The 16,730-nt window shown below is 59.1% G+C and carries 20 protein-coding genes and 1 tRNA gene; 8 read left to right on the top strand and 13 right to left on the bottom strand.

The features are described from left to right. Nucleotides 1–132 precede the first annotated feature (132 nt). Nucleotides 133–1,377 (bottom strand): MFS transporter, encoded by a 1,245-nt coding sequence (locus ACQZ48_RS06760; protein ID WP_448728690.1) that lies wholly within the window; start codon nt 1,375–1,377, stop codon nt 133–135. A gap of 235 nt (nt 1,378–1,612) precedes the next feature. Here ACQZ48_RS06760 and ACQZ48_RS06765 point away from each other — a divergent pair, with 235 nt between their 5' ends. The 3 genes from ACQZ48_RS06765 (at nt 1,613) to ACQZ48_RS06775 (ending at nt 4,573) form a co-directional block, all read left to right on the top strand. Next, nucleotides 1,613–2,521, top strand: coding sequence for a diacylglycerol/lipid kinase family protein (locus tag ACQZ48_RS06765; RefSeq protein WP_142912472.1), 909 nt, complete (start codon nt 1,613–1,615; stop codon nt 2,519–2,521). A gap of 145 nt (nt 2,522–2,666) precedes the next feature. Next, nucleotides 2,667–4,043: an aspartate aminotransferase family protein gene (locus tag ACQZ48_RS06770; RefSeq protein ID WP_191218659.1), complete on the top strand. Its 1,377-nt coding sequence runs from the start codon at nt 2,667–2,669 to the stop codon at nt 4,041–4,043. Nucleotides 4,044–4,102: 59 nt separating this feature from the next. Beyond that, nucleotides 4,103–4,573, top strand: coding sequence for an OsmC family protein (locus tag ACQZ48_RS06775; protein WP_173988507.1), 471 nt, complete (start codon nt 4,103–4,105; stop codon nt 4,571–4,573). A gap of 3 nt (nt 4,574–4,576) precedes the next feature. Here the strand turns inward: ACQZ48_RS06775 and vapC are convergent, their stop codons facing one another. The 7 genes from vapC to ACQZ48_RS06810 form a co-directional block, all read right to left on the bottom strand. Continuing rightward, nucleotides 4,577–4,966 (bottom strand): type II toxin-antitoxin system VapC family toxin, encoded by a 390-nt coding sequence (vapC, locus tag ACQZ48_RS06780; protein WP_003524104.1) that lies wholly within the window; start codon nt 4,964–4,966, stop codon nt 4,577–4,579. After that, entirely contained in the window at nt 4,963–5,193 is a 231-nt protein-coding gene (locus tag ACQZ48_RS06785; RefSeq protein WP_077982994.1) for a type II toxin-antitoxin system VapB family antitoxin, read from the bottom strand. The genes vapC and ACQZ48_RS06785 overlap by 4 nt, the downstream gene beginning before the upstream one ends. A gap of 66 nt (nt 5,194–5,259) precedes the next feature. Further along, nucleotides 5,260–6,765: an AMP nucleosidase gene (gene amn, locus ACQZ48_RS06790; RefSeq protein ID WP_191218658.1), complete on the bottom strand. Its 1,506-nt coding sequence runs from the start codon at nt 6,763–6,765 to the stop codon at nt 5,260–5,262. 105 nt (nt 6,766–6,870) lie between these two features. Continuing rightward, a complete protein-coding gene (locus ACQZ48_RS06795; protein WP_162520402.1) occupies nt 6,871–7,047 on the bottom strand; it encodes a hypothetical protein in 177 nt (58 codons plus the stop codon). Between the two features lie 11 nt (nt 7,048–7,058). Next, complete coding sequence (locus ACQZ48_RS06800; protein WP_162520419.1) at nt 7,059–7,241, bottom strand: hypothetical protein; 183 nt, start codon at nt 7,239–7,241, stop codon at nt 7,059–7,061. A gap of 148 nt (nt 7,242–7,389) precedes the next feature. After that, entirely contained in the window at nt 7,390–7,986 is a 597-nt protein-coding gene (locus tag ACQZ48_RS06805) for a hypothetical protein (RefSeq protein ID WP_173988511.1), read from the bottom strand. 163 nt (nt 7,987–8,149) lie between these two features. After that, nucleotides 8,150–8,488, bottom strand: a complete 339-nt coding sequence (locus ACQZ48_RS06810) for a DUF2147 domain-containing protein (RefSeq protein WP_077982624.1) — start codon at nt 8,486–8,488, stop codon at nt 8,150–8,152. Between the two features lie 581 nt (nt 8,489–9,069). Here ACQZ48_RS06810 and ACQZ48_RS06815 point away from each other — a divergent pair. Then, on the top strand, nt 9,070–9,333 hold the full coding sequence (locus tag ACQZ48_RS06815; RefSeq protein ID WP_003524109.1) for an SEL1-like repeat protein: 264 nt from the start codon (nt 9,070–9,072) through the stop codon (nt 9,331–9,333). Between the two features lie 125 nt (nt 9,334–9,458). On the opposite strand, the gene ACQZ48_RS06820 is transcribed toward ACQZ48_RS06815, so the two are convergent. From ACQZ48_RS06820 to ACQZ48_RS06830, 3 genes are all read right to left on the bottom strand, one after another. Beyond that, on the bottom strand, nt 9,459–9,587 hold the full coding sequence (locus ACQZ48_RS06820) for a hypothetical protein (RefSeq protein WP_269824385.1): 129 nt from the start codon (nt 9,585–9,587) through the stop codon (nt 9,459–9,461). A 49-nt stretch (nt 9,588–9,636) separates the two neighbouring features. Continuing rightward, nucleotides 9,637–10,749 (bottom strand): pyridoxal phosphate-dependent aminotransferase, encoded by a 1,113-nt coding sequence (locus ACQZ48_RS06825; protein ID WP_173988513.1) that lies wholly within the window; start codon nt 10,747–10,749, stop codon nt 9,637–9,639. A 158-nt stretch (nt 10,750–10,907) separates the two neighbouring features. Further along, entirely contained in the window at nt 10,908–11,255 is a 348-nt protein-coding gene (locus ACQZ48_RS06830) for a hypothetical protein (RefSeq protein WP_035240153.1), read from the bottom strand. 306 nt (nt 11,256–11,561) lie between these two features. Between ACQZ48_RS06830 and ACQZ48_RS06835 the strand changes: the two genes are divergently transcribed. Together ACQZ48_RS06835 and ACQZ48_RS06840 are read left to right on the top strand one after the other, a co-directional pair. Further along, nucleotides 11,562–12,779 carry an FAD-dependent oxidoreductase gene (locus ACQZ48_RS06835; protein WP_191218657.1) on the top strand — a complete coding sequence of 406 codons (1,218 nt, stop codon included), beginning with the start codon at nt 11,562–11,564 and terminating at the stop codon, nt 12,777–12,779. 7 nt (nt 12,780–12,786) lie between these two features. After that, nucleotides 12,787–13,587, top strand: a complete 801-nt coding sequence (locus ACQZ48_RS06840; protein ID WP_191218656.1) for an HpcH/HpaI aldolase family protein — start codon at nt 12,787–12,789, stop codon at nt 13,585–13,587. Between the two features lies 1 nt (nt 13,588). On the opposite strand, the gene ACQZ48_RS06845 is transcribed toward ACQZ48_RS06840, so the two are convergent. Further along, a complete protein-coding gene (locus ACQZ48_RS06845) occupies nt 13,589–13,765 on the bottom strand; it encodes a hypothetical protein (protein ID WP_162854288.1) in 177 nt (58 codons plus the stop codon). Between the two features lie 89 nt (nt 13,766–13,854). Then, entirely contained in the window at nt 13,855–14,196 is a 342-nt protein-coding gene (locus ACQZ48_RS06850; protein ID WP_077982618.1) for a hypothetical protein, read from the bottom strand. A 162-nt stretch (nt 14,197–14,358) separates the two neighbouring features. Between ACQZ48_RS06850 and ACQZ48_RS06855 the strand changes: the two genes are divergently transcribed. Then, nucleotides 14,359–14,449, top strand: a tRNA-Ser gene (locus tag ACQZ48_RS06855). Nucleotides 14,450–15,142: 693 nt separating this feature from the next. Continuing rightward, nucleotides 15,143–16,255 (top strand): porin, encoded by a 1,113-nt coding sequence (locus tag ACQZ48_RS06860; RefSeq protein ID WP_448728691.1) that lies wholly within the window; start codon nt 15,143–15,145, stop codon nt 16,253–16,255. Nucleotides 16,256–16,730 lie beyond the last annotated feature (475 nt).

Below are 16,730 nucleotides of genomic sequence, written 5' to 3' on the forward strand. Positions count from 1 at the left end.
GTGCCTGATCGGCATGCGCGTAAGGCCGTGTTGCGCCTGAAACCGAAAAGAGTCAAGCGCCTGATTGTGAAATTTCCGCAAGGGTCCGTACCGCGGCAGGAGGCGGTGGTGCCGGCTGTTAAAAAGGCGATCTCAAGCCGCCTTTTCACGCCGCTCGACAGTGACCGAAACAAGGAAAACGCCAAGCCCGAGCAGGGAAAGAACCGCGCCCACATAACCGGTGGAGGCGTAGCCGAAACCCATGGCGATGACGAGGCCGCCGAGCCAGGCGCCGAGCGCATTAGCGATGTTGAAGGCGGAGTGGTTGGAGGCGGCGGCCAGCGTCTGCGCATCCTGCGCCACATCCATCAGCCGCGTCTGCACGGCGGGACAGGCGGCGAAACCGCAGCCGATCAGGAAGACGCAGAGACAGAGCATGAAAGGATTGTCCGCTGTCATGCCGAACACCGTCATGACAAGCACGTTGAAGGCAAGCATGCCGCCAATCGTGCCGTTAAGCGAAATATCGGCCAGCCGCGAGCCGACCACATTGCCGACATTCATGCCGATGCCGAACAGCGCCAGCACCATGGAGACGGTGGAAACCGGCATCATCGCCACATCGGTGGTGGTCTTGGCGATATAGCTGAAGACCGAGAACATGCCGCCGAAGCCGACGGCGGCGATGGCGAGCGTCAGCCACACCTGCACACGGCGGAAAGCGCCGAGTTCGCGCCAGACGCTGGCGCCTTCCTCCACCCGATCACGCGGCTGGAAGAACCAGAGCAGCGCCACCGTCAGAAGTGCGATGCCGCCGACCAGCATGAGGGCCGCACGCCAGGAAAGCAGCTGGCCGAAGAAAGTGGCGAGCGGCGTGCCGAGCAGGGTGGCGATGGTGAGACCGAGCATGACGCGGCCAACGGCGCGGGCGCGCTTGTGGATCGGTGCCATGGAGGCCGCCACCAATGCCGCAACCCCGAAATAAGCGCCGTGCGGCAGGCCGGTGATGAAGCGCAGAACGGTGAAGCTCAGGAAATCCGGTGCTACGGCGCTCAAGATATTACCGGCCGCAAAAAGCCCCATCAGGCCGAGAAGCAGGGTGCGGCGCGTCATGCGCGCGGCGAGAACCGCGATGATCGGCGCGCCGATGACGACGCCGAGCGCATAGGCCGTGATGACATAACCCGCCTGCGGAACGGTGACGCCATAGGTGGCGGCGACGTCGGGAAGCAGGCCCATGATGGCGAATTCGCCGGTGCCGATGCCAAAGCCGCCGGCGGCAAGCGCCAGTTCGATGAGCGCGATGGCAAGCGGGGAGAGGGCCACGGCAGGGGCGGCCGTGTAAACGGCTTCATTCTCCGCGCCAAGGCGGGCTTCAGAGAAATTCGAGTGGCTCATCGTGACCTGAAAAGCGGGAAGGGCCCACAGAAAAAAGGGCAAGACCGTATGGGAGCGGTCTGCCCTGACTGGAGATGCGCGGTCATGAAAATGACCTTAAGTGATCCCTAACATGAAATGATGCGTTGCGGTAGAGCGATTCTCGGCAAAAGAGCATCTTCACGCGATGGTGTTCGGAACCCTATATAAGGTCAGGCATTTACGCGCGGCTGCCTTGTTGGATCGGGTTGGAAACATGAAGCTCATTGCAATTTTCAATCGTGACGGTGGCACGTTTCGCACCACAGGCATGGAGGCCTATTGCGACCACGCCCGCGAGGTTTTCAGCCGCGCCGGCCACGCCATCGAGTGCCGCCTGGTCTCCGGAAAGGATATCGTCGAGGAAATGGAGCGCGCCGCCGATGAGCCGGGCATTGAAGGCATCATCGCCGGCGGCGGTGACGGCACGATTTCCGCAGCGGCGGCCATCGCCTGGAAACACGGCATCGCGCTCGGTATCGTGCCGGCCGGCACCATGAACCTCTTTGCCCGCTCTTTGAAGCTGCCGCTCGATATTCGCCAGGTGCTGGAGACGTTGGCGCATGGCGAAGTTGCCAGTGTGGATATCGCCAGCGCCAATGGCCGCCTCTTCGTTCACCAGTTTTCGGCTGGCCTGCATTCGCGCATGGTGCGCTACCGCAACAATCTCGCTTTTGCCTCCCGTCTCGGCAAGATCAAGGCAAGCATCCGCGCCGCCATCAGCGTTATCCTCAATCCGCCGGTGTTCGAGGTGGAATATACCGTGAATGGTGAAACCCAGTACCGTAAAGTCTCGGCCATCTCCGTCTCCAACAACGAGTTCGGCCAGAACTCGCTCCTGGTGGCGGACAATGTTTCCGGCGGCCATCTCGGCTTTTACCTCACCGATCCGCTACGCCCTTCGGGCGTTGCAAAACTCGCCTTTGACATTTTGCGCGGCAAGCTCAAGGAGAACGACGCCGTGACGGCCATGACCTCGACTGATGTGGAGCTTCATTTTCCGAAGAAACGCCACGACGTGCGATGCGTGATCGATGGCGAATTGTTGCCGATGGAACGGGATGTGGCTCTCAAAGTTCATGCGGGCGAATTGAGGGTTCTGGTGGGGCGGTCGTTTTTCGCATAGCGCGGCCGACTGTGAATCGAGCGATCGCCGCTTGTCCAAGCCGCCTCGCTAAAAAACGCCAGCCTTGCCAAATCGAAGCCGCCCGGCCATGTTCGGCGGGCGTGACGGCGTGAGCGCCGTTGCCTTTATGGGAGTGCAATCTGTCATGACTGAAATCTCCAAGCCGATGTCCAATCTCGCCGCCATCGATGCCGCCCATCACCTCCACCCCTTTTCCGACATGGGCAAGCTCAACGCCGCCGGCACCCGCATCATCGAGCGCGCCGAAGGGGTGTTCATCTATGACAGCACCGGCAAAAAATATCTCGACGCCTTTGCCGGCCTTTGGTGCGTGAATATCGGTTACGGACGCCGCGAGATCGCCGATGTCGTACAGCGGCAGATGAATGAACTGCCCTACTACAACGCGTTTTTCGGCACCACCACGCCGCCCGCCACACTTCTGGCGCAGAAGATCGCTTCGCGCGCCGGACCGAAAATGAACCATGTGTTCTTTACCAATTCCGGTTCGGAAGCCACCGACACCTGGTTCCGCATGGCGCGGATCTACTGGAAGGCGCTCGGCCATCCGACGAAGACCAGGGTAATCGCGAGACGCAACGGCTATCACGGCTCGACCGTGGCAGGCGCTTCGCTCGGCGGCATGAAATGGATGCACGAGCAAGGCGATCTGCCGATCGAGGGCGTGGCCCATATCGGTCAGCCCTATTGGTATGTCGAGGGCGGCGATCTTTCGCCGGCCGAATTCGGCCTGAAGGCGGCGCGCGAACTGGAGGCGAAGATCGATGAACTCGGCGAGGACAATGTCGCCGCTTTCGTGGCCGAACCCATTCAGGGCGCCGGCGGCGTCATCGTGCCGCCGGAAACCTACTGGCCGGAAATCGCCCGCATCTGCAAGGCGCGCAACATTCTTCTCGTCTCCGACGAGGTGATCTGCGGTTTCGGCCGTCTCGGTTCCTGGTTCGGTTACCAGCATTTTGGCGTGGAACCGGATCTCGCGCCTGTCGCGAAGGGGCTATCATCAGGTTATCTGCCGATCGGTGGCGTCATCGTCTCCGACCGGGTGGCGGAGGTGATGCTTTCCGAGGTCGGTGACTTCAATCACGGTTTCACCTATTCCGGCCATCCCGTCTGCGCCGCCGCCGCCCTGGAAAACCTCCGCATCATCGAGGATGAAGGGCTGGTGGAGCGGGTGCGAAACGATATCGGCCCTTATTTCTCCGAAGGCTGGAAAAGCCTGACGGATCACGAACTGGTGGGCGAGGCGGTGAATGTCGGCCTGATGGGCGGCCTGCAGATAACGGCCGACAAGGCGACGCGCCGGCGTTTCGCCAAGCCGGACGATATCGGAACCGCGGTGCGCAACCATTGCCTGGCCAACGGCTTGGTCATGCGCGCCACCGGCGACCGTATGCTGGCCTCACCGGCCTTGACCATCAGCCGCTCGGAAGTGGATGAAATCATCGAAACACTGCGCAAGGGGCTCGACCACCTGCGCGATACGAGGGAGCATTTCCAGTAAAAGGGCGTAGCGGTTTTACGTCCGGAAAATGCGACGAAAAACTCTTAGGGAGGACTAACATGGCAGGACAGGAACATCATTACGCCGTTCAGGTGAAATGGACGGGCAATCGCGGCAAGGGAACGTCGGGCTATCGCGACTATGAACGCGACTATACGATTTCCACTTCGGGAAAAGCTGACATCGCCGGCTCCTCCGATCCCGCCTTCCGGGGTGACGCCTCCCGCTGGAACCCGGAAGACCTGCTCGTCGCCTCGCTCTCGGCGTGCCACAAGCTCTGGTACCTGCATTTCTGCTCCGTCAACGGCATCATCGTCGAAGACTATGTCGACAATGCCGAAGGCACGCTTGTCATGGAAAAGGATGGTGCCGGGCAGTTCAGCGAAGTGGTGCTGAAACCGGTCATTACCATCTCGAAGGGTGATCCCGCCCGGGCGGATGAGCTGCACCATGATGCGCATGACAAATGCTTCATCGCGCGCTCGGTGAATTTTCCCATCCGCGTGGAGGGGATGGTGAAGATGGTTTGAGGCTCACGCCAGTCGCAGACCGAGATGATCGGCCATCGGCTGAAAGTCTCGGTCATTTTGCAACAGCTTGTGCCCGTGCTCGATACAGTAGGTACCGATAATGAGGTCGTTGCTTTTTCTGATCGTATAGCCGCGCTCCCGCAGGAAGCGGTAATTGGCGGCGGCCTTGATGGCGAGCTGGGGCGACATCATCGCGACGCAGGGAAATTCGCCCAGCATCTGCTCAAGTCGGCGCGCATGATGACCGTCACGCGCGCCTCTAAGCACCTCAAGAAGAATGATGTCGCCGATCAGAATTTCGCCCTGCGCCATTAAGGCGCGAAACTTGGCGGAGAGGGTAGGCGCGTCTTTTCGAATAAATGAAATCCAGGCAGAGCTATCTGCTACGATCATTTGGTGTTCTTCACGTCCCAGTCCGTCTCAGCATCCCAATCCGTCCGCATCTCGTCCAGATCACCTTCCCAGCCCATGCCCTCCAACGCGTCGAGGGCACGCATCTGACGATGAATGCGCACCAGATCGCGCAACGCCTTTTCCACCGTTGCCTTTTTTGTCGAAAGGCCGGTGATTTCCATCGCCTCGGCGAGCAAGGCGTCGTCAAGCTCAATATTCGTGCGCATGGAAAAATCCTTGGTGTATCGATTTTTGAAATCATACACCAAGGCAGGCTTTCGCGACAGCTGTTTTTACTGGAACGCCGTCTCGTAAAAACTTCTGAGCTTGCGCGAATGCAGCGTTTCCGTTGGCATGGCCGCAAGCTTCTGCACGGCGCGGATGCCGATCTGCAGATGCTGGGCGACCTGCGTGCGGTAGAACTCCGTCGCCATGCCCGGCAGTTTCAGTTCGCCATGCAACGGCTTGTCGGAAACGCAGAGCAGGGTGCCGTAGGGCACGCGGAAGCGGAAACCGTTGGCGGCGATGGTGGCCGATTCCATGTCGAGCGCAATGGCGCGCGACTGCGACAGGCGCTTGACGGGGCCGGCCTGATCGCGAAGCTCCCAGTTGCGGTTATCGATGGTGGCGACGGTACCGGTGCGCATGATGCGCTTCAGCTCGAAGCCCTCGTAGCCGGTAACTTCTGCCACAGCGCCTTCCAGAGCCAGTTGCACTTCGGCGAGAGCCGGGATGGGCACCCAGACCGGCAGGTCGTCGTCGAGAACATGATCTTCGCGCACATAGGCATGCGCCAGAACATAGTCTCCCAGCCGCTGGCTGTTGCGCAGGCCGGCGCAATGGCCGACCATCAGCCAGGCATGCGGGCGCAGCACGGCGATGTGGTCGGTGATCGTCTTGGCGTTGGAAGGGCCGACGCCGATATTGACGAGCGTAATGCCGGCATGACCCTTTTTCTTCAGGTGATAGGCGGGCATTTGCGGCAGCCGCGCCAGTGTCATATCGGTTGTCGGCCTGTCGGAACCGGCAAGCGTGACGATATTGCCCGGCTCCACGAATTCCGTATAACCTTCACCGCCGTCGGCCATCAATTTCCGCGCCCAGGCGGCGAATTCATCGATATAGAACTGATAGTTGGTGAACAGCACGAAGTTCTGGAAATGGCTGGCGCTCGTCGCCGTATAGTGGCTGAGGCGGGCCAGCGAATAATCGATGCGCTGTGCGGTAAAGGGCGCAAGCGGCGCCGGTTCGCCGGGCACCTGATCATATTCGCCATTGGCGATGAGATCGTCGGTATTGTTGAGATCGGGCGTATCGAAAAGATCGCGCAGCGGCACGTCGGAGAGCGAAGACGCCGCCGCCGCCTCGACATAGGCGCCTTCGCCGAAGGCGAAATGCAGCGGAATGGGTGTGGCCGATTCCGACACCGTTACCGGAACGCCGTGGTTCTTGATCAGAAGCCCCAGCTGCTCTTTCAGGTAGTGGCGGAAAAGCTCAGGGCGGGTGATCGTCGTCGTATAGACGCCGGGGGCGGTGACATGGCCGTAGGAGAGACGCGAATCGACATGGCCGAAGGTTGCGGTCTCAAGGCTGACCTGCGGGTAGCAGGCGCGGTAACGGCCGGTAATCGGCGCACCCTTGGCGAGTTCGGTAAAGGATTTGATGAGGAACGCGGTATTGCGTTCATAAAGCGCGGTCAAAGCCGCCACGGCTTCTTTCGGATCCGTGAATGTCTGCGGCGCGAAAGGCTCGGGGCTGATGAAGGTGAGGGGCGGAATCGTTCGTTTTGCTATTGTCATGGCCCATTATAAGAGGCCAATTTCGACAGGCAAGCGACAGAAATACGAAGAAGCTGAAAAGAAACGCGAAAATGCAGTTCGAATAACTGTGGGGCGGCAGAAATTTCAGCCGAGCGCGCCGCGCTGCAGGCTCATCAGGAGTACGAATCCGGCGCCCTTCGAGGCCGGGCGGGGATCGGCCTTGTAAACCGCAAGTCCGGCCACCGGGCCGAGAAAGATCGAGGCCATCAGCATCAGCCGCAGGGCGGAAAACAGGCCGTTGGAGAAGCTTGTCGTCATCATCAAATCCCTTCTTACAGTACGACGGGGCAATTGGCGGCGGGCGCCGGGCTGTGCTGGCAGGCAATTGCCGCACCGGCATTCACCCGCTGGAAACTGCGGTTGGGATTAACGACGAGCGAGGCGAAGGACATGGCGAAGATCGCCATGAGAAACGCGAAGATTGCCAGTCGGCTGATCAGCTTTGTCATGCCCATTCCCCTTTATTGGAGTTGATGGACAGAGTTTTGCCACACTCGGACTGAACGGACCCTGAGGTCCCGGTTCATATGGTGTTCAGGGATGTTAACGGGTGGTGACATGGTGGATTGATGCCACAGTGGCGCTGGAGAACCCGCTTTTCGATCAGGGCAGAGGGGCTTCCGCACGCGCCGCAAGATCGGTCAGCAGGGTCTCGAATGCCCGAGGCTGGGTCACATTGACAACCGGCACACGGTGCTCCTGCGCGGATGCCAGCATGTCCGTGTTTTCCCGCAACGAACGCTCGATGAAGGCGTCGATGATCCGCCGCTTCTCAGCCGCTGCATCTTGATAGCGGGCGTGAGAGCGCATTCTCTCGAGAAGAAAATCATTGCCGGCATGGAGAAAGACACCGGCGACCTCGTCGCCGAGCAGGGGCGAAATCAATTCCGGCCGCAGGGCCGCGCCCTCGAAGATTGCGGGCGTGCCGGTGCCTGACCTGCTGTCGATCATCGTGCGGATCGATGGCCATATGTTCTGATGATGTATCTTGAGAAACCAGTGGATCGTTTCCGCCGAGAGCTGCGAGTAATATTCCTCCACGGGCACCGGAACGCGCGGCCATGGCCTTCCCGGATGGCGGGCGAGACTGTCGGTCGATATTGCCTCGCAACGCAGCCTATCGCTCAACAGGCCCGCAAGGGTGCTTTTGCCGACATGCGAAGTGCCTGCGATCAGGATTGTCGAAAGGATGGGGCGCATGCGTCGCTCTCGTTGGTGTCGGGCGCAACAATACATCAACGGATATATGGCTTCCATGCGGCCTGCGCCCGCAGGTTCGGGCGAAGTCCTTGGGCGGCGCACCGCACCGTCAGCCGTAGAGTCGCAAGCGGCAGGACAGAAAGCCCACCCGCCGCCTTGTCGATTACAGCCGCGTCCAGGTCTGCGATTTGCACAGAACCTTCAATACGCAACCCTTCATGCTCAGCGAGTTGCCGGAAACGGTGCCGGAGCCGCTATAGGTCTTGTCATTGGCAGGATCGGTGATCTCGCCGGAATAGCTGTTTCCCTTGCCGGAAAGCTTGCCAATCTGTTTTCCGGCATGCTTGCCGGTCTTCAGCGTCACGCAGAAAGCGCCGCCGCAGGGGCCGATCACGGCGGTTTCGCCGCTGGCCGTCTTCCAGTTGCCCTCAATGGCTTCTGCGGCAAAGGCAAGGTTGCTGCCCATCAGCAGGGCAGCGGTCATCATCATCACACGCTTCATGGAAACTCCTCCGTTCACGTCGCGCTGGTCTTTGCCCGTTCATCCTCCGCACGGGCAGGCGGATAGTATTTGACGTTAACGTAAAAGGAAATAGAAATTTGCGTCCATTGCACGGCATTTGCGACGTTTGAAAGCGAAGAAAAGAGGAAAACAGAAAATCGGTGTTTGGATCGTGGTGAACGAAGGGTTTAAATCCAATTCTAAACTTTTCGTAAAATTCGCCGCAAAGTCCTTAATTTCCGCACCTCGTGATATTTAACGAAAACCCAATTTTACCAATCGTTTGCAGTTTGTTTGCGGCCCATTAATCATGCCTTTTAAGCGACCGTTGAAGGCCCGGTGGCATAGTGAACTCATCAAAAGCGCAGGGAAAACCTGCCGGACGGAAGGGCAAAAAAGCCGCAAAAGACGGCGGGTCCGGACGATAGCCTCGGCAAGAAGGCAATGATGAAACAGGCGAGAGCATTCCAGCAAAAGTGCGAAGCGTTTTTGCGTCGGGAAATGCGAAAAAAAAACAAAGAGACAGAGCGCTTCGCTTTTTGACGAAAAGCGGAAAGCTCTGAACGACAGGGATAAAAACGATGGCACGCTTTGAAATCCGCGATATCGAAATGGCTGCCGGTGGCGAAACCCGCGCCGACACTCTTTGCAATCTCGGCCTGGTCTATGCGACCGGCCGGGGCTGCAAGGTGGACCTGATCGCAGCCCATAAATGGCTCAACATCGCCGCGATCCGCGGATCGGAAAGAGCCGCTTCGCTGCGCGCCGATCTCGCCCGCAACATGACGAAATCGGAACTGGCCGAAGCGCTGCGCGCTGCCCGCGACTGGATGACGATGCACTGATTGACCCACGCCATCATTGAGATTTCCGGTCCGGTTCCCTCCAGTCCCGATGACCGGCGCAAAGGAAAGTAAACCCGAAGGGGAACGCGGCGAGGGCTTTGAAAACAGGCTTTTGCGCTGACACATCAAACCGCGACCGGCAGGAACAAGGCCGGCGCGGTTTTCTTATGTTTGGCGATGTCCGTTGCCGGAAAATGATTCGCGGGCAGGAGCTTGCGGGAGGTTGTTGGTTCGATGCGTGCAATGCGGCGCATTCTCCAACCTCATTCCTGTAACAGCCACAGAAACGAGAGTGGGGGGAGTTTACCCGATCGTCTTGAGAACCTTCGGCAGCGCTTGCTCGAAAAGATCGAGCTTGTCACCCGGCCCCACGCTCACGCGAATGCAGCGGTTGAGCGGCGCAACGCCCGGCATGCGGATGAAGACGCCATGTTCCATCAGCCCATCGACGATGGCGCGGGCATAAGCGCCGTCGCGATGGCAATCGATGGTGACGAAATTGGTGGCGGAGGGGAGCGGTGATAGGCCGTTATCTCGGGCAATTGCCGAAATGCGCTCACGGGCGTCAGAAATTTTACCAACGACTTCATGCAGATAGGCTTGATCTTTCAGTGCCGCCAAAGCGCCGGCGATCGAAATGCGTGCCATGCCGAAATGGTTGCGGATCTTGTCGAAGGCTTCGACATTGCCGAGCGTGCCGATGGCATAACCCACGCGCGCGCCGGCCAGCCCATAGGCTTTCGAGAAGGTGCGCATGCGCAGGATGTTCGGCTGGCCGATCAGCGCGTCGATGGCCGGCACGGCGCTGGCCGGCGCGGTTTCGCAATAGGCTTCATCCAGAATGAGCAGGCAGGTTTCCGGCAATGCGCGGGCGAAGGCGACGACTTCGCTCGCTTCCCACCAGCTTCCCATCGGATTATCAGGGTTGGCGAAATAAACGAGTGGCGCATTTTCCCGGATGACGAGATCGAGCAGCCCGTCAAGATCTTCGTGATCGTCGACATAGGGCGTGGTTATGAGTTTCCCGCCAAAACCGTTCACATGGTAATTGAAGGTGGGGTAACCGCCGAAAGAGGTGACGACAGGCGTGCCCGGCTCGACGATCAGCCTGGCGATTTCTCCCAGCAATCCATCGACGCCGCCGCCGATGGCAATATTGCCGCGCGAGACGCCATGGTGGATGGCGAGCGCTTCCTTCAGCTCGAAATTTTCCGGATCGCTGTACATCCATGTCTCTGCTGCCGCATCGCGCATGGCCACAAGCACGGAAGGAGCAGGGCCGAAGCCGCTTTCGTTTGCGCCGATACGCGCTTCAACCTTCAAGCCGCGGTTCCGCTCGATGGCCTCCGGGCCAACGAAGGGAACGGTGGAGGGTAGCGAGACGGCGAGGGGGGTAAGGCGTGAAAAAGCGGACATTGGCTTCAGAGTTTCCGGTATCTGTGTTTAAAACCCGGCTCACAATAGGTCCAAAAAAACCGGACGCAAGGCGCAGCCGGTTGCGGCATGACTGTTTTGGAACAGAATTTTACGTCCCGGTGAGGGGGCGGAAAAGCCATCGGCCTATCGTGCCGGGGTCACGCGTTGGTCTCGAAGCTCAGGCGTCGCACATGGTGCAGGAACTCCGCATCGATCAGCATATTGAAGCCGATCGTCACTTTTTCCTCTTCGCGCCGGATCAGCGTGCAGCCGATCTCATCGCGGATACCGAGAATTTCCAGATAAAAATTGGCCGGCATTTCCAGGTCGGGACTGACATCCAGTTCCGCGCCGTAAAGGGAAATGGTCCGCACCAGGCAGCGCATGGTGTCCTTGGCGCTGAGATGATGCCCGATGAAGGTGATCTTGCCGGGCCGGTCGATCTGAAATTTCTCGTACATCTCGTCCTGGGGGACGTTCTGACGGGGATCCATATGCAAAGCCATGACAACCTCCCGGATTGCCTCTTTTGATGCCGATTTTAACGCCGCTTCCTTGCCAGGGCATGAAGGAAATCCGCGCAATTGTCTGTTCTGTGTCTCGATCTCGACCAATCTTCCCTTCGGAAGCCGATGTTTCCGCTATGGAAATGCGTTCGGCCCCATCCGGTTGCAGCCTGTGCTTATACTGCGTCACGCTTGCACGGGGCTGGTGTTGACTGGGGCCGTACTTGGCGTTACGCCTGAGCCTTGCAATATCGCTTCGCGAGGCCCGGCAGGACCGGCGCTTCGTGATTCTTCTGGGAGTGGACTGTGACGGGAAGGCTGGTAATCGTCGGGGCGGGGCAGGCCGCTTTCGCGCTGGCGTCGAAGCTTCGGGCGCTGAAGGATGAGCGCCCCATCACCATCGTCGGTTCCGAGGATGCCTATCCCTACCAGCGGCCGCCGCTCTCCAAAAAATACCTCCTCGGCGAGATGAGCTTCGACCGGCTGATGTTCCGGCCGGAGGAATGGTACGCCGAAAACAATGTCGATATCCGGCTTTCCACCTGGGTCGAGGAGATAGACCGCTCAGCCAAATCCCTGCGCATGCAGGACGGCAGCACGCTTTCCTATGACCGGCTGGTGCTGGCGACCGGGGCGGCTCCCCGGCTGCTGCCCGCCAGCATTGGCGGCGATCTGGAAGGCGTCCTGACCGTTCGCGACAAGCGCGATGCCGACCGTCTGATGGAGGAGATGAAGCCGGGCCGCAGGCTGCTGGTGATCGGCGGCGGTTATATCGGCCTCGAAGCAGCGGCCGTCGCCCGCAAGCTCGGCCTCGAAGTGACCTTGATCGAAATGGCCGACCGTATTCTCCAGCGCGTGGCGGCGAAAGAAACCGCCGATATCATGCGCGGCATCCACCACGCTCACGGCGTTTCCATTCGCGAAAAGACCGGCCTTGTGCGCCTTGTCGGCATGGATGGCCGGGTGGCCGCTGCCGAACTCTCCGACGGCTCGACGCTGGATGTGGACTTCGTGATTGTCGGCATCGGCGTAACACCGAATGACCGCCTCGCTCGCGAATCGGGCCTCGACGTCGGCAATGGCATCGTGGTGGACGACCATACCCGCACCTCCGACAGCGCCATTCATGCGGTGGGCGATTGCGCGCTGCTGCCTTGGCGCGGTCAGCATGTGCGTCTCGAATCGGTACAGAACGCAGTCGATCAGGCTGAGGCGGCCGCTGCCGTGCTCACCGGGGCTGCAACCGCCTATGATCCCAAGCCATGGTTCTGGTCGGATCAATATGACGCCAAACTGCAGATCGCCGGCTTTAATCTTGGTTACGACGAGACGATGCTGAGGCAAGGCGCGCGCGAGGGCAGCTGGTCCGTCTGGTATTTCCGCGATGGCCGATTCGTGGCGGTGGATGCCGTCAACGACGCCAAGGCCTATGTCGCGGGCAAGAAACTGCTCGATACCGGCGCGGAGCCGGATCGCGCCATCCTGGCGGATGCTTCCGCCGATCTGAAATTACTGCTTTCCTGAGGACATCATGCCCGCTCCCGAAAACCATTTCAAAACCGCCATCCATGCCGGCAAGCCGCAGATTGGCCTCTGGCTCGATATGGGCGAGGCCATCACGGCGGAAATCGCCGGCACTGCGGGTTTTGACTGGCTGGTGATTGACGGAGAACACGGGCCGAACGATCTGCGCAGCATCATCGATCAGCTTCGCGCGCTTGCCACATCGCCCGCCGAGCCGGTGGTGCGCGTGCCGGTCGGCGAAAGCTGGATGATAAAGCAGCTTCTGGACGCGGGTGCGCGCACGCTTCTCGTGCCTATGGTCGATTCGGCCGATCAGGCGAAAGATCTGGTCAGTGCCATGCATTATCCGCCGCGCGGCATTCGCGGCATGGGGGCTGCCGTCGCCCGCGCTTCCGCCTTCAACACGATAACCGACTACGCCGACAGCGCCTCGGACGGCGTCTGCCTGCTGGTGCAGGCCGAAACGCGTGCGGCGATCGACGATCTCGACAATATTCTTGCGGTGGAAGGCGTGGACGGCGTCTTCATCGGCCCGGCGGATCTGGCGGCGGATATGGGTTATCTCGGCAGGATAGACGAGCCGGAGGTGCAGACGGTGATCGAGGCGGCCATTGTCAAGATCGTCAAGGCGGGCAAGGCCGCCGGCATTCTCACCTTCAACGAAACCTACAATCGCCGTTATCTCGAACTCGGCGCTTCCTTCGTGGCCGTCGGCGCCGATGTAACGGAATTCGCCAGCACCCTGCGTGCGCTATCGGCCCGTTACAAGGGCGGGGCAGCACCTGCGCCATCGCGGTCGGGATATTGATTCAGTCGTCGTTGCTGGCGTTCAGCTTTTCCGGCGGAATGCCTTCTTCGCCGGAGGCGAGATAACCGCCATTGATAAGGGCGGCGCGAACGATGCGCTGGATGGCTTCATCCCTGTCGATGCCGTGATCCCTCGCAAAATCCGACAAAGCCGTTTCAAGATCGTCGCTGAACCGCATATTCGCCCCCATTCATCCCATTTCAAATCAATACGAAAAGGCAAGGCGGGATTGACCCGCCTTGCCTGAATTTTAAGCCCGTGCGGCCATCAGCGCCAGCGATAAAGGCTTCCGTTCGACGAATTCTGCTGCGTGCTTGTGCCGACCGCATAACCGATTGCAAAACCGAGTGCGCCAACGATCGTCAGCAGGGAGGTTGCCGTGCCGGGGTTCTCCTTGACCGCTTCGACGACATGCTGGCCCTGGGCGCGCACATTGTGGGCCGCCTTGCGAACGCGCCCGCGCGCCTCATCCAGAAATTCGGATGCATCTTCGCCCACGCCTTCCGCGCGGGCCGAGACGGATTTGGAGAGGGATGCGATCTGCGAACGCAGCTCCGCAATCTGGTTTTCGATCGTGTCTTCGACAACATTCAGTTTGGTCTGAGCCATTAGAACACCTCTTTTGTTACCGAAGCCAGAACGTGCCGGCGTGCAAGAAGTTCCCGAAAGGCCCGCAAAGTTTCGCAGGAGGATGTTCAGCCAACAGGTTTTTGTGCTTCTTGGCGAAAAAGCCTTGCAATCATTTTTTTTACGCAATAATCAGGCCGCACCGGAGAGGTGGCCGAGTGGTCGAAGGCGCTCCCCTGCTAAGGGAGTATACGTCAAAAGCGTATCGTGGGTTCGAATCCCATCCTCTCCGCCATTTCGGCGCAAGACCGGAAATTCCAGCCCGCCCGCTCCTTCACTTCAAGACTGCTGCCGGAGCGCTTTGTCGACTGTCGCCGCTTGTCACCTGTTCTTCCGTCCGTTTCGAATTGGCGCGCGCAACAAATCGGCTGCTGCCGATCATAAAAGCCAATTGTCGAATGCGACGCCGCCTCATCACATCAGATATCCCGAGCGAATAGACGCGATCGATACGACGTCGGTCCCTCGAATCGTTGCGTGGGGAAACGGTGTCAAACGGCTTGGCTTTTCCCTAGTCTCTCCACGCGCGCCGTGAGGGTGTGTTAGATGCAGGGGTGTAAGGATGCGACGGTTTCCACCTCTCTTGCCCGACGAGGCAAGGTTTCTCCGAAAAAGCCGGCAGTTTGTAAATATCTCGTTAATCTAACTAACTAACGGATTTTCAAGCAATTTCTTAACGCATGGTAAACCCGCCTGCGGGGTGGCTGCGCATGGTGTGTTGTTTCCGCAACAAATCGAAATGAAGCATATACGTAAATGCTATTTATCGGATGTTGGCGATTGCATGCGGCGAAACCTTTTGTATTTTCACCACCAGAAGCGAGGCGGTGGATCGTTTGGCTTCTAAGAACACGGGAATGGGGCAGGGAATGCTGTCCTTCAGCGAAAGTACCCAGACCCACTTAAAAACTTTGACTGGAGGTCAACCATGAACATCAAGAGCCTTCTCATCGGCTCCGCTGCGGCTCTCGCAGCAGTATCCGGCGCACAGGCCGCTGACGCTATCGTCGCTGCTGAGCCTGAGCCCATGGAATACGTTCGCGTTTGCGACGCATTCGGCACCGGCTTCTTCTACATCCCCGGCACCGAAACCTGCCTGAAGTTCCAGGGCTACATTCGTTTCCAGACCGACTTCGGTCGTGACAAGTCCGGCACCTCTGACTGGGATTCGTTCACGCGCGCTCAGTTCGAAGTTGACACCCGCACCGACACCGAACTCGGCGCTCTGCGCGGCTTCATCGGCCTGCGTGGCGATGCCGACCAGGACTCCAGCCGTGGCGTCAACGTTGACCAGGCTTTCATCGAACTCGGCGGCCTGAAGGTCGGTAAGTTCTACAACTGGTGGGATGACGGTCTCTCTGGCGAAACCGACGCGCTCTCCACGAACACCAACTTCAACTCCATTCGTTACACCTACGACGCAGGTTCCTTCTGGGCTGGCGTTTCGGTTGACGAACTCGAAGGCCTTGGCTCGAAGTTCGTGACGATCAACGCTGCTGGTACGGCCGCTCGCGCTCTGGAAGCTGACAACAACGTCGGTATCTCCGCTGGTATCGGTGCGAAGCTCGGCGCTGCATCGCTGCAGTTCATCGGTGGCTACGACGTAGACCAGGAAGAAGGCGCTCTCCGCCTCATCGCTACGGCTGACATCGGCCCCGGCACGCTTGGTCTTGCTGGTGTTTGGGCTTCTGGCGTAAACGCTTACTACGCTGAATCCGAGTGGGCAGTTGCTGCTGAATACGCAATCAAGGCAACTGATCGCCTGACGATCACCCCCGGCTTCCAGTACTCTGGCAACATTGCCGGTAAGGGCACTGGTGCAGCGTTCACCGCAGCAGGTGTGCCTGTTACCGGCGGTACGTCCACAACCAGCTACTACATCGTTAACGACTGGTCGAACGATGATGCTTGGAAGGCTGGCGTAACCGTCGATTACAAGATCACCCAGGGCCTGACCACCAAGGTTGCAGTTAACTACTACGACCCGGACAACGGCAACGAGCAGTGGACCGGTTTCGTCCGCCTGCAGCGCGCGTTCTAATCTGATCTGACATTGTCAGTGATGGAAACCCCGGCAGAAATGCCGGGGTTTTTCTTTTTTCAAGGAATGGCGAATCGGGTGGAGCATATCGGGGCCGGCCCATAGATGTGCTATTCCCTCTCTGTTTGCGGTGCATGCTGGAGTTTCTCGGGCAAAAACGAGCCGCATTCCCACGGGGAGGGCTGAGTCGGCCGGTTGCCGAACATCAGGGCGCAGAAAGCAGAAAATGATGTTTCATCCCGATTCACCTCGGCCCAAAGAGTTCCTCTCCGTCCGTACAGTCGCCTTTTGGACAATCTTTCGTGGCGCGAAAATGCTGAGTTTTCGGCAACTAGGTGCGTTCCTAGTCTTTCGACTTTTTTGGTTTTCGCTTAAGTGGCTGAAAATGAATATTTATTAATGATTTTTTAACGAACGGGGTCCCGTCTGTTAGAATTGTAGCTATTTCGCAACAATGAAAAACTAAGGACACCTT

The sequence above is a fragment of the Agrobacterium sp. 22-209-1 genome (genome assembly GCF_053522485.1).

Bases quoted from the DNA above. Each gene is read 5' to 3' on its own strand.
- ACQZ48_RS06760 (WP_448728690.1), bottom strand. From the start codon at position 1,377: ATGAGCCACTCGAATTTCTCTGAAGCCCGCCTTGGCGCGGAGAATGAA.
- ACQZ48_RS06765 (WP_142912472.1), top strand. From the start codon at position 1,613: ATGAAGCTCATTGCAATTTTCAATCGTGACGGTGGCACGTTTCGCACC.
- ACQZ48_RS06770 (WP_191218659.1), top strand. From the start codon at position 2,667: ATGACTGAAATCTCCAAGCCGATGTCCAATCTCGCCGCCATCGATGCC.
- ACQZ48_RS06775 (WP_173988507.1), top strand. From the start codon at position 4,103: ATGGCAGGACAGGAACATCATTACGCCGTTCAGGTGAAATGGACGGGC.
- vapC (WP_003524104.1), bottom strand. From the start codon at position 4,966: ATGATCGTAGCAGATAGCTCTGCCTGGATTTCATTTATTCGAAAAGAC.
- ACQZ48_RS06785 (WP_077982994.1), bottom strand. From the start codon at position 5,193: ATGCGCACGAATATTGAGCTTGACGACGCCTTGCTCGCCGAGGCGATG.
- amn (WP_191218658.1), bottom strand. From the start codon at position 6,765: ATGACAATAGCAAAACGAACGATTCCGCCCCTCACCTTCATCAGCCCC.
- ACQZ48_RS06795 (WP_162520402.1), bottom strand. From the start codon at position 7,047: ATGATGACGACAAGCTTCTCCAACGGCCTGTTTTCCGCCCTGCGGCTG.
- ACQZ48_RS06800 (WP_162520419.1), bottom strand. From the start codon at position 7,241: ATGGGCATGACAAAGCTGATCAGCCGACTGGCAATCTTCGCGTTTCTC.
- ACQZ48_RS06805 (WP_173988511.1), bottom strand. From the start codon at position 7,986: ATGCGCCCCATCCTTTCGACAATCCTGATCGCAGGCACTTCGCATGTC.
- ACQZ48_RS06810 (WP_077982624.1), bottom strand. From the start codon at position 8,488: ATGAAGCGTGTGATGATGATGACCGCTGCCCTGCTGATGGGCAGCAAC.
- ACQZ48_RS06815 (WP_003524109.1), top strand. From the start codon at position 9,070: ATGGCACGCTTTGAAATCCGCGATATCGAAATGGCTGCCGGTGGCGAA.
- ACQZ48_RS06820 (WP_269824385.1), bottom strand. From the start codon at position 9,587: ATGCGCCGCATTGCACGCATCGAACCAACAACCTCCCGCAAGCTCCTG.
- ACQZ48_RS06825 (WP_173988513.1), bottom strand. From the start codon at position 10,749: ATGTCCGCTTTTTCACGCCTTACCCCCCTCGCCGTCTCGCTACCCTCC.
- ACQZ48_RS06830 (WP_035240153.1), bottom strand. From the start codon at position 11,255: ATGGCTTTGCATATGGATCCCCGTCAGAACGTCCCCCAGGACGAGATG.
- ACQZ48_RS06840 (WP_191218656.1), top strand. From the start codon at position 12,787: ATGCCCGCTCCCGAAAACCATTTCAAAACCGCCATCCATGCCGGCAAG.
- ACQZ48_RS06845 (WP_162854288.1), bottom strand. From the start codon at position 13,765: ATGCGGTTCAGCGACGATCTTGAAACGGCTTTGTCGGATTTTGCGAGG.
- ACQZ48_RS06850 (WP_077982618.1), bottom strand. From the start codon at position 14,196: ATGGCTCAGACCAAACTGAATGTTGTCGAAGACACGATCGAAAACCAG.
- ACQZ48_RS06860 (WP_448728691.1), top strand. From the start codon at position 15,143: ATGAACATCAAGAGCCTTCTCATCGGCTCCGCTGCGGCTCTCGCAGCA.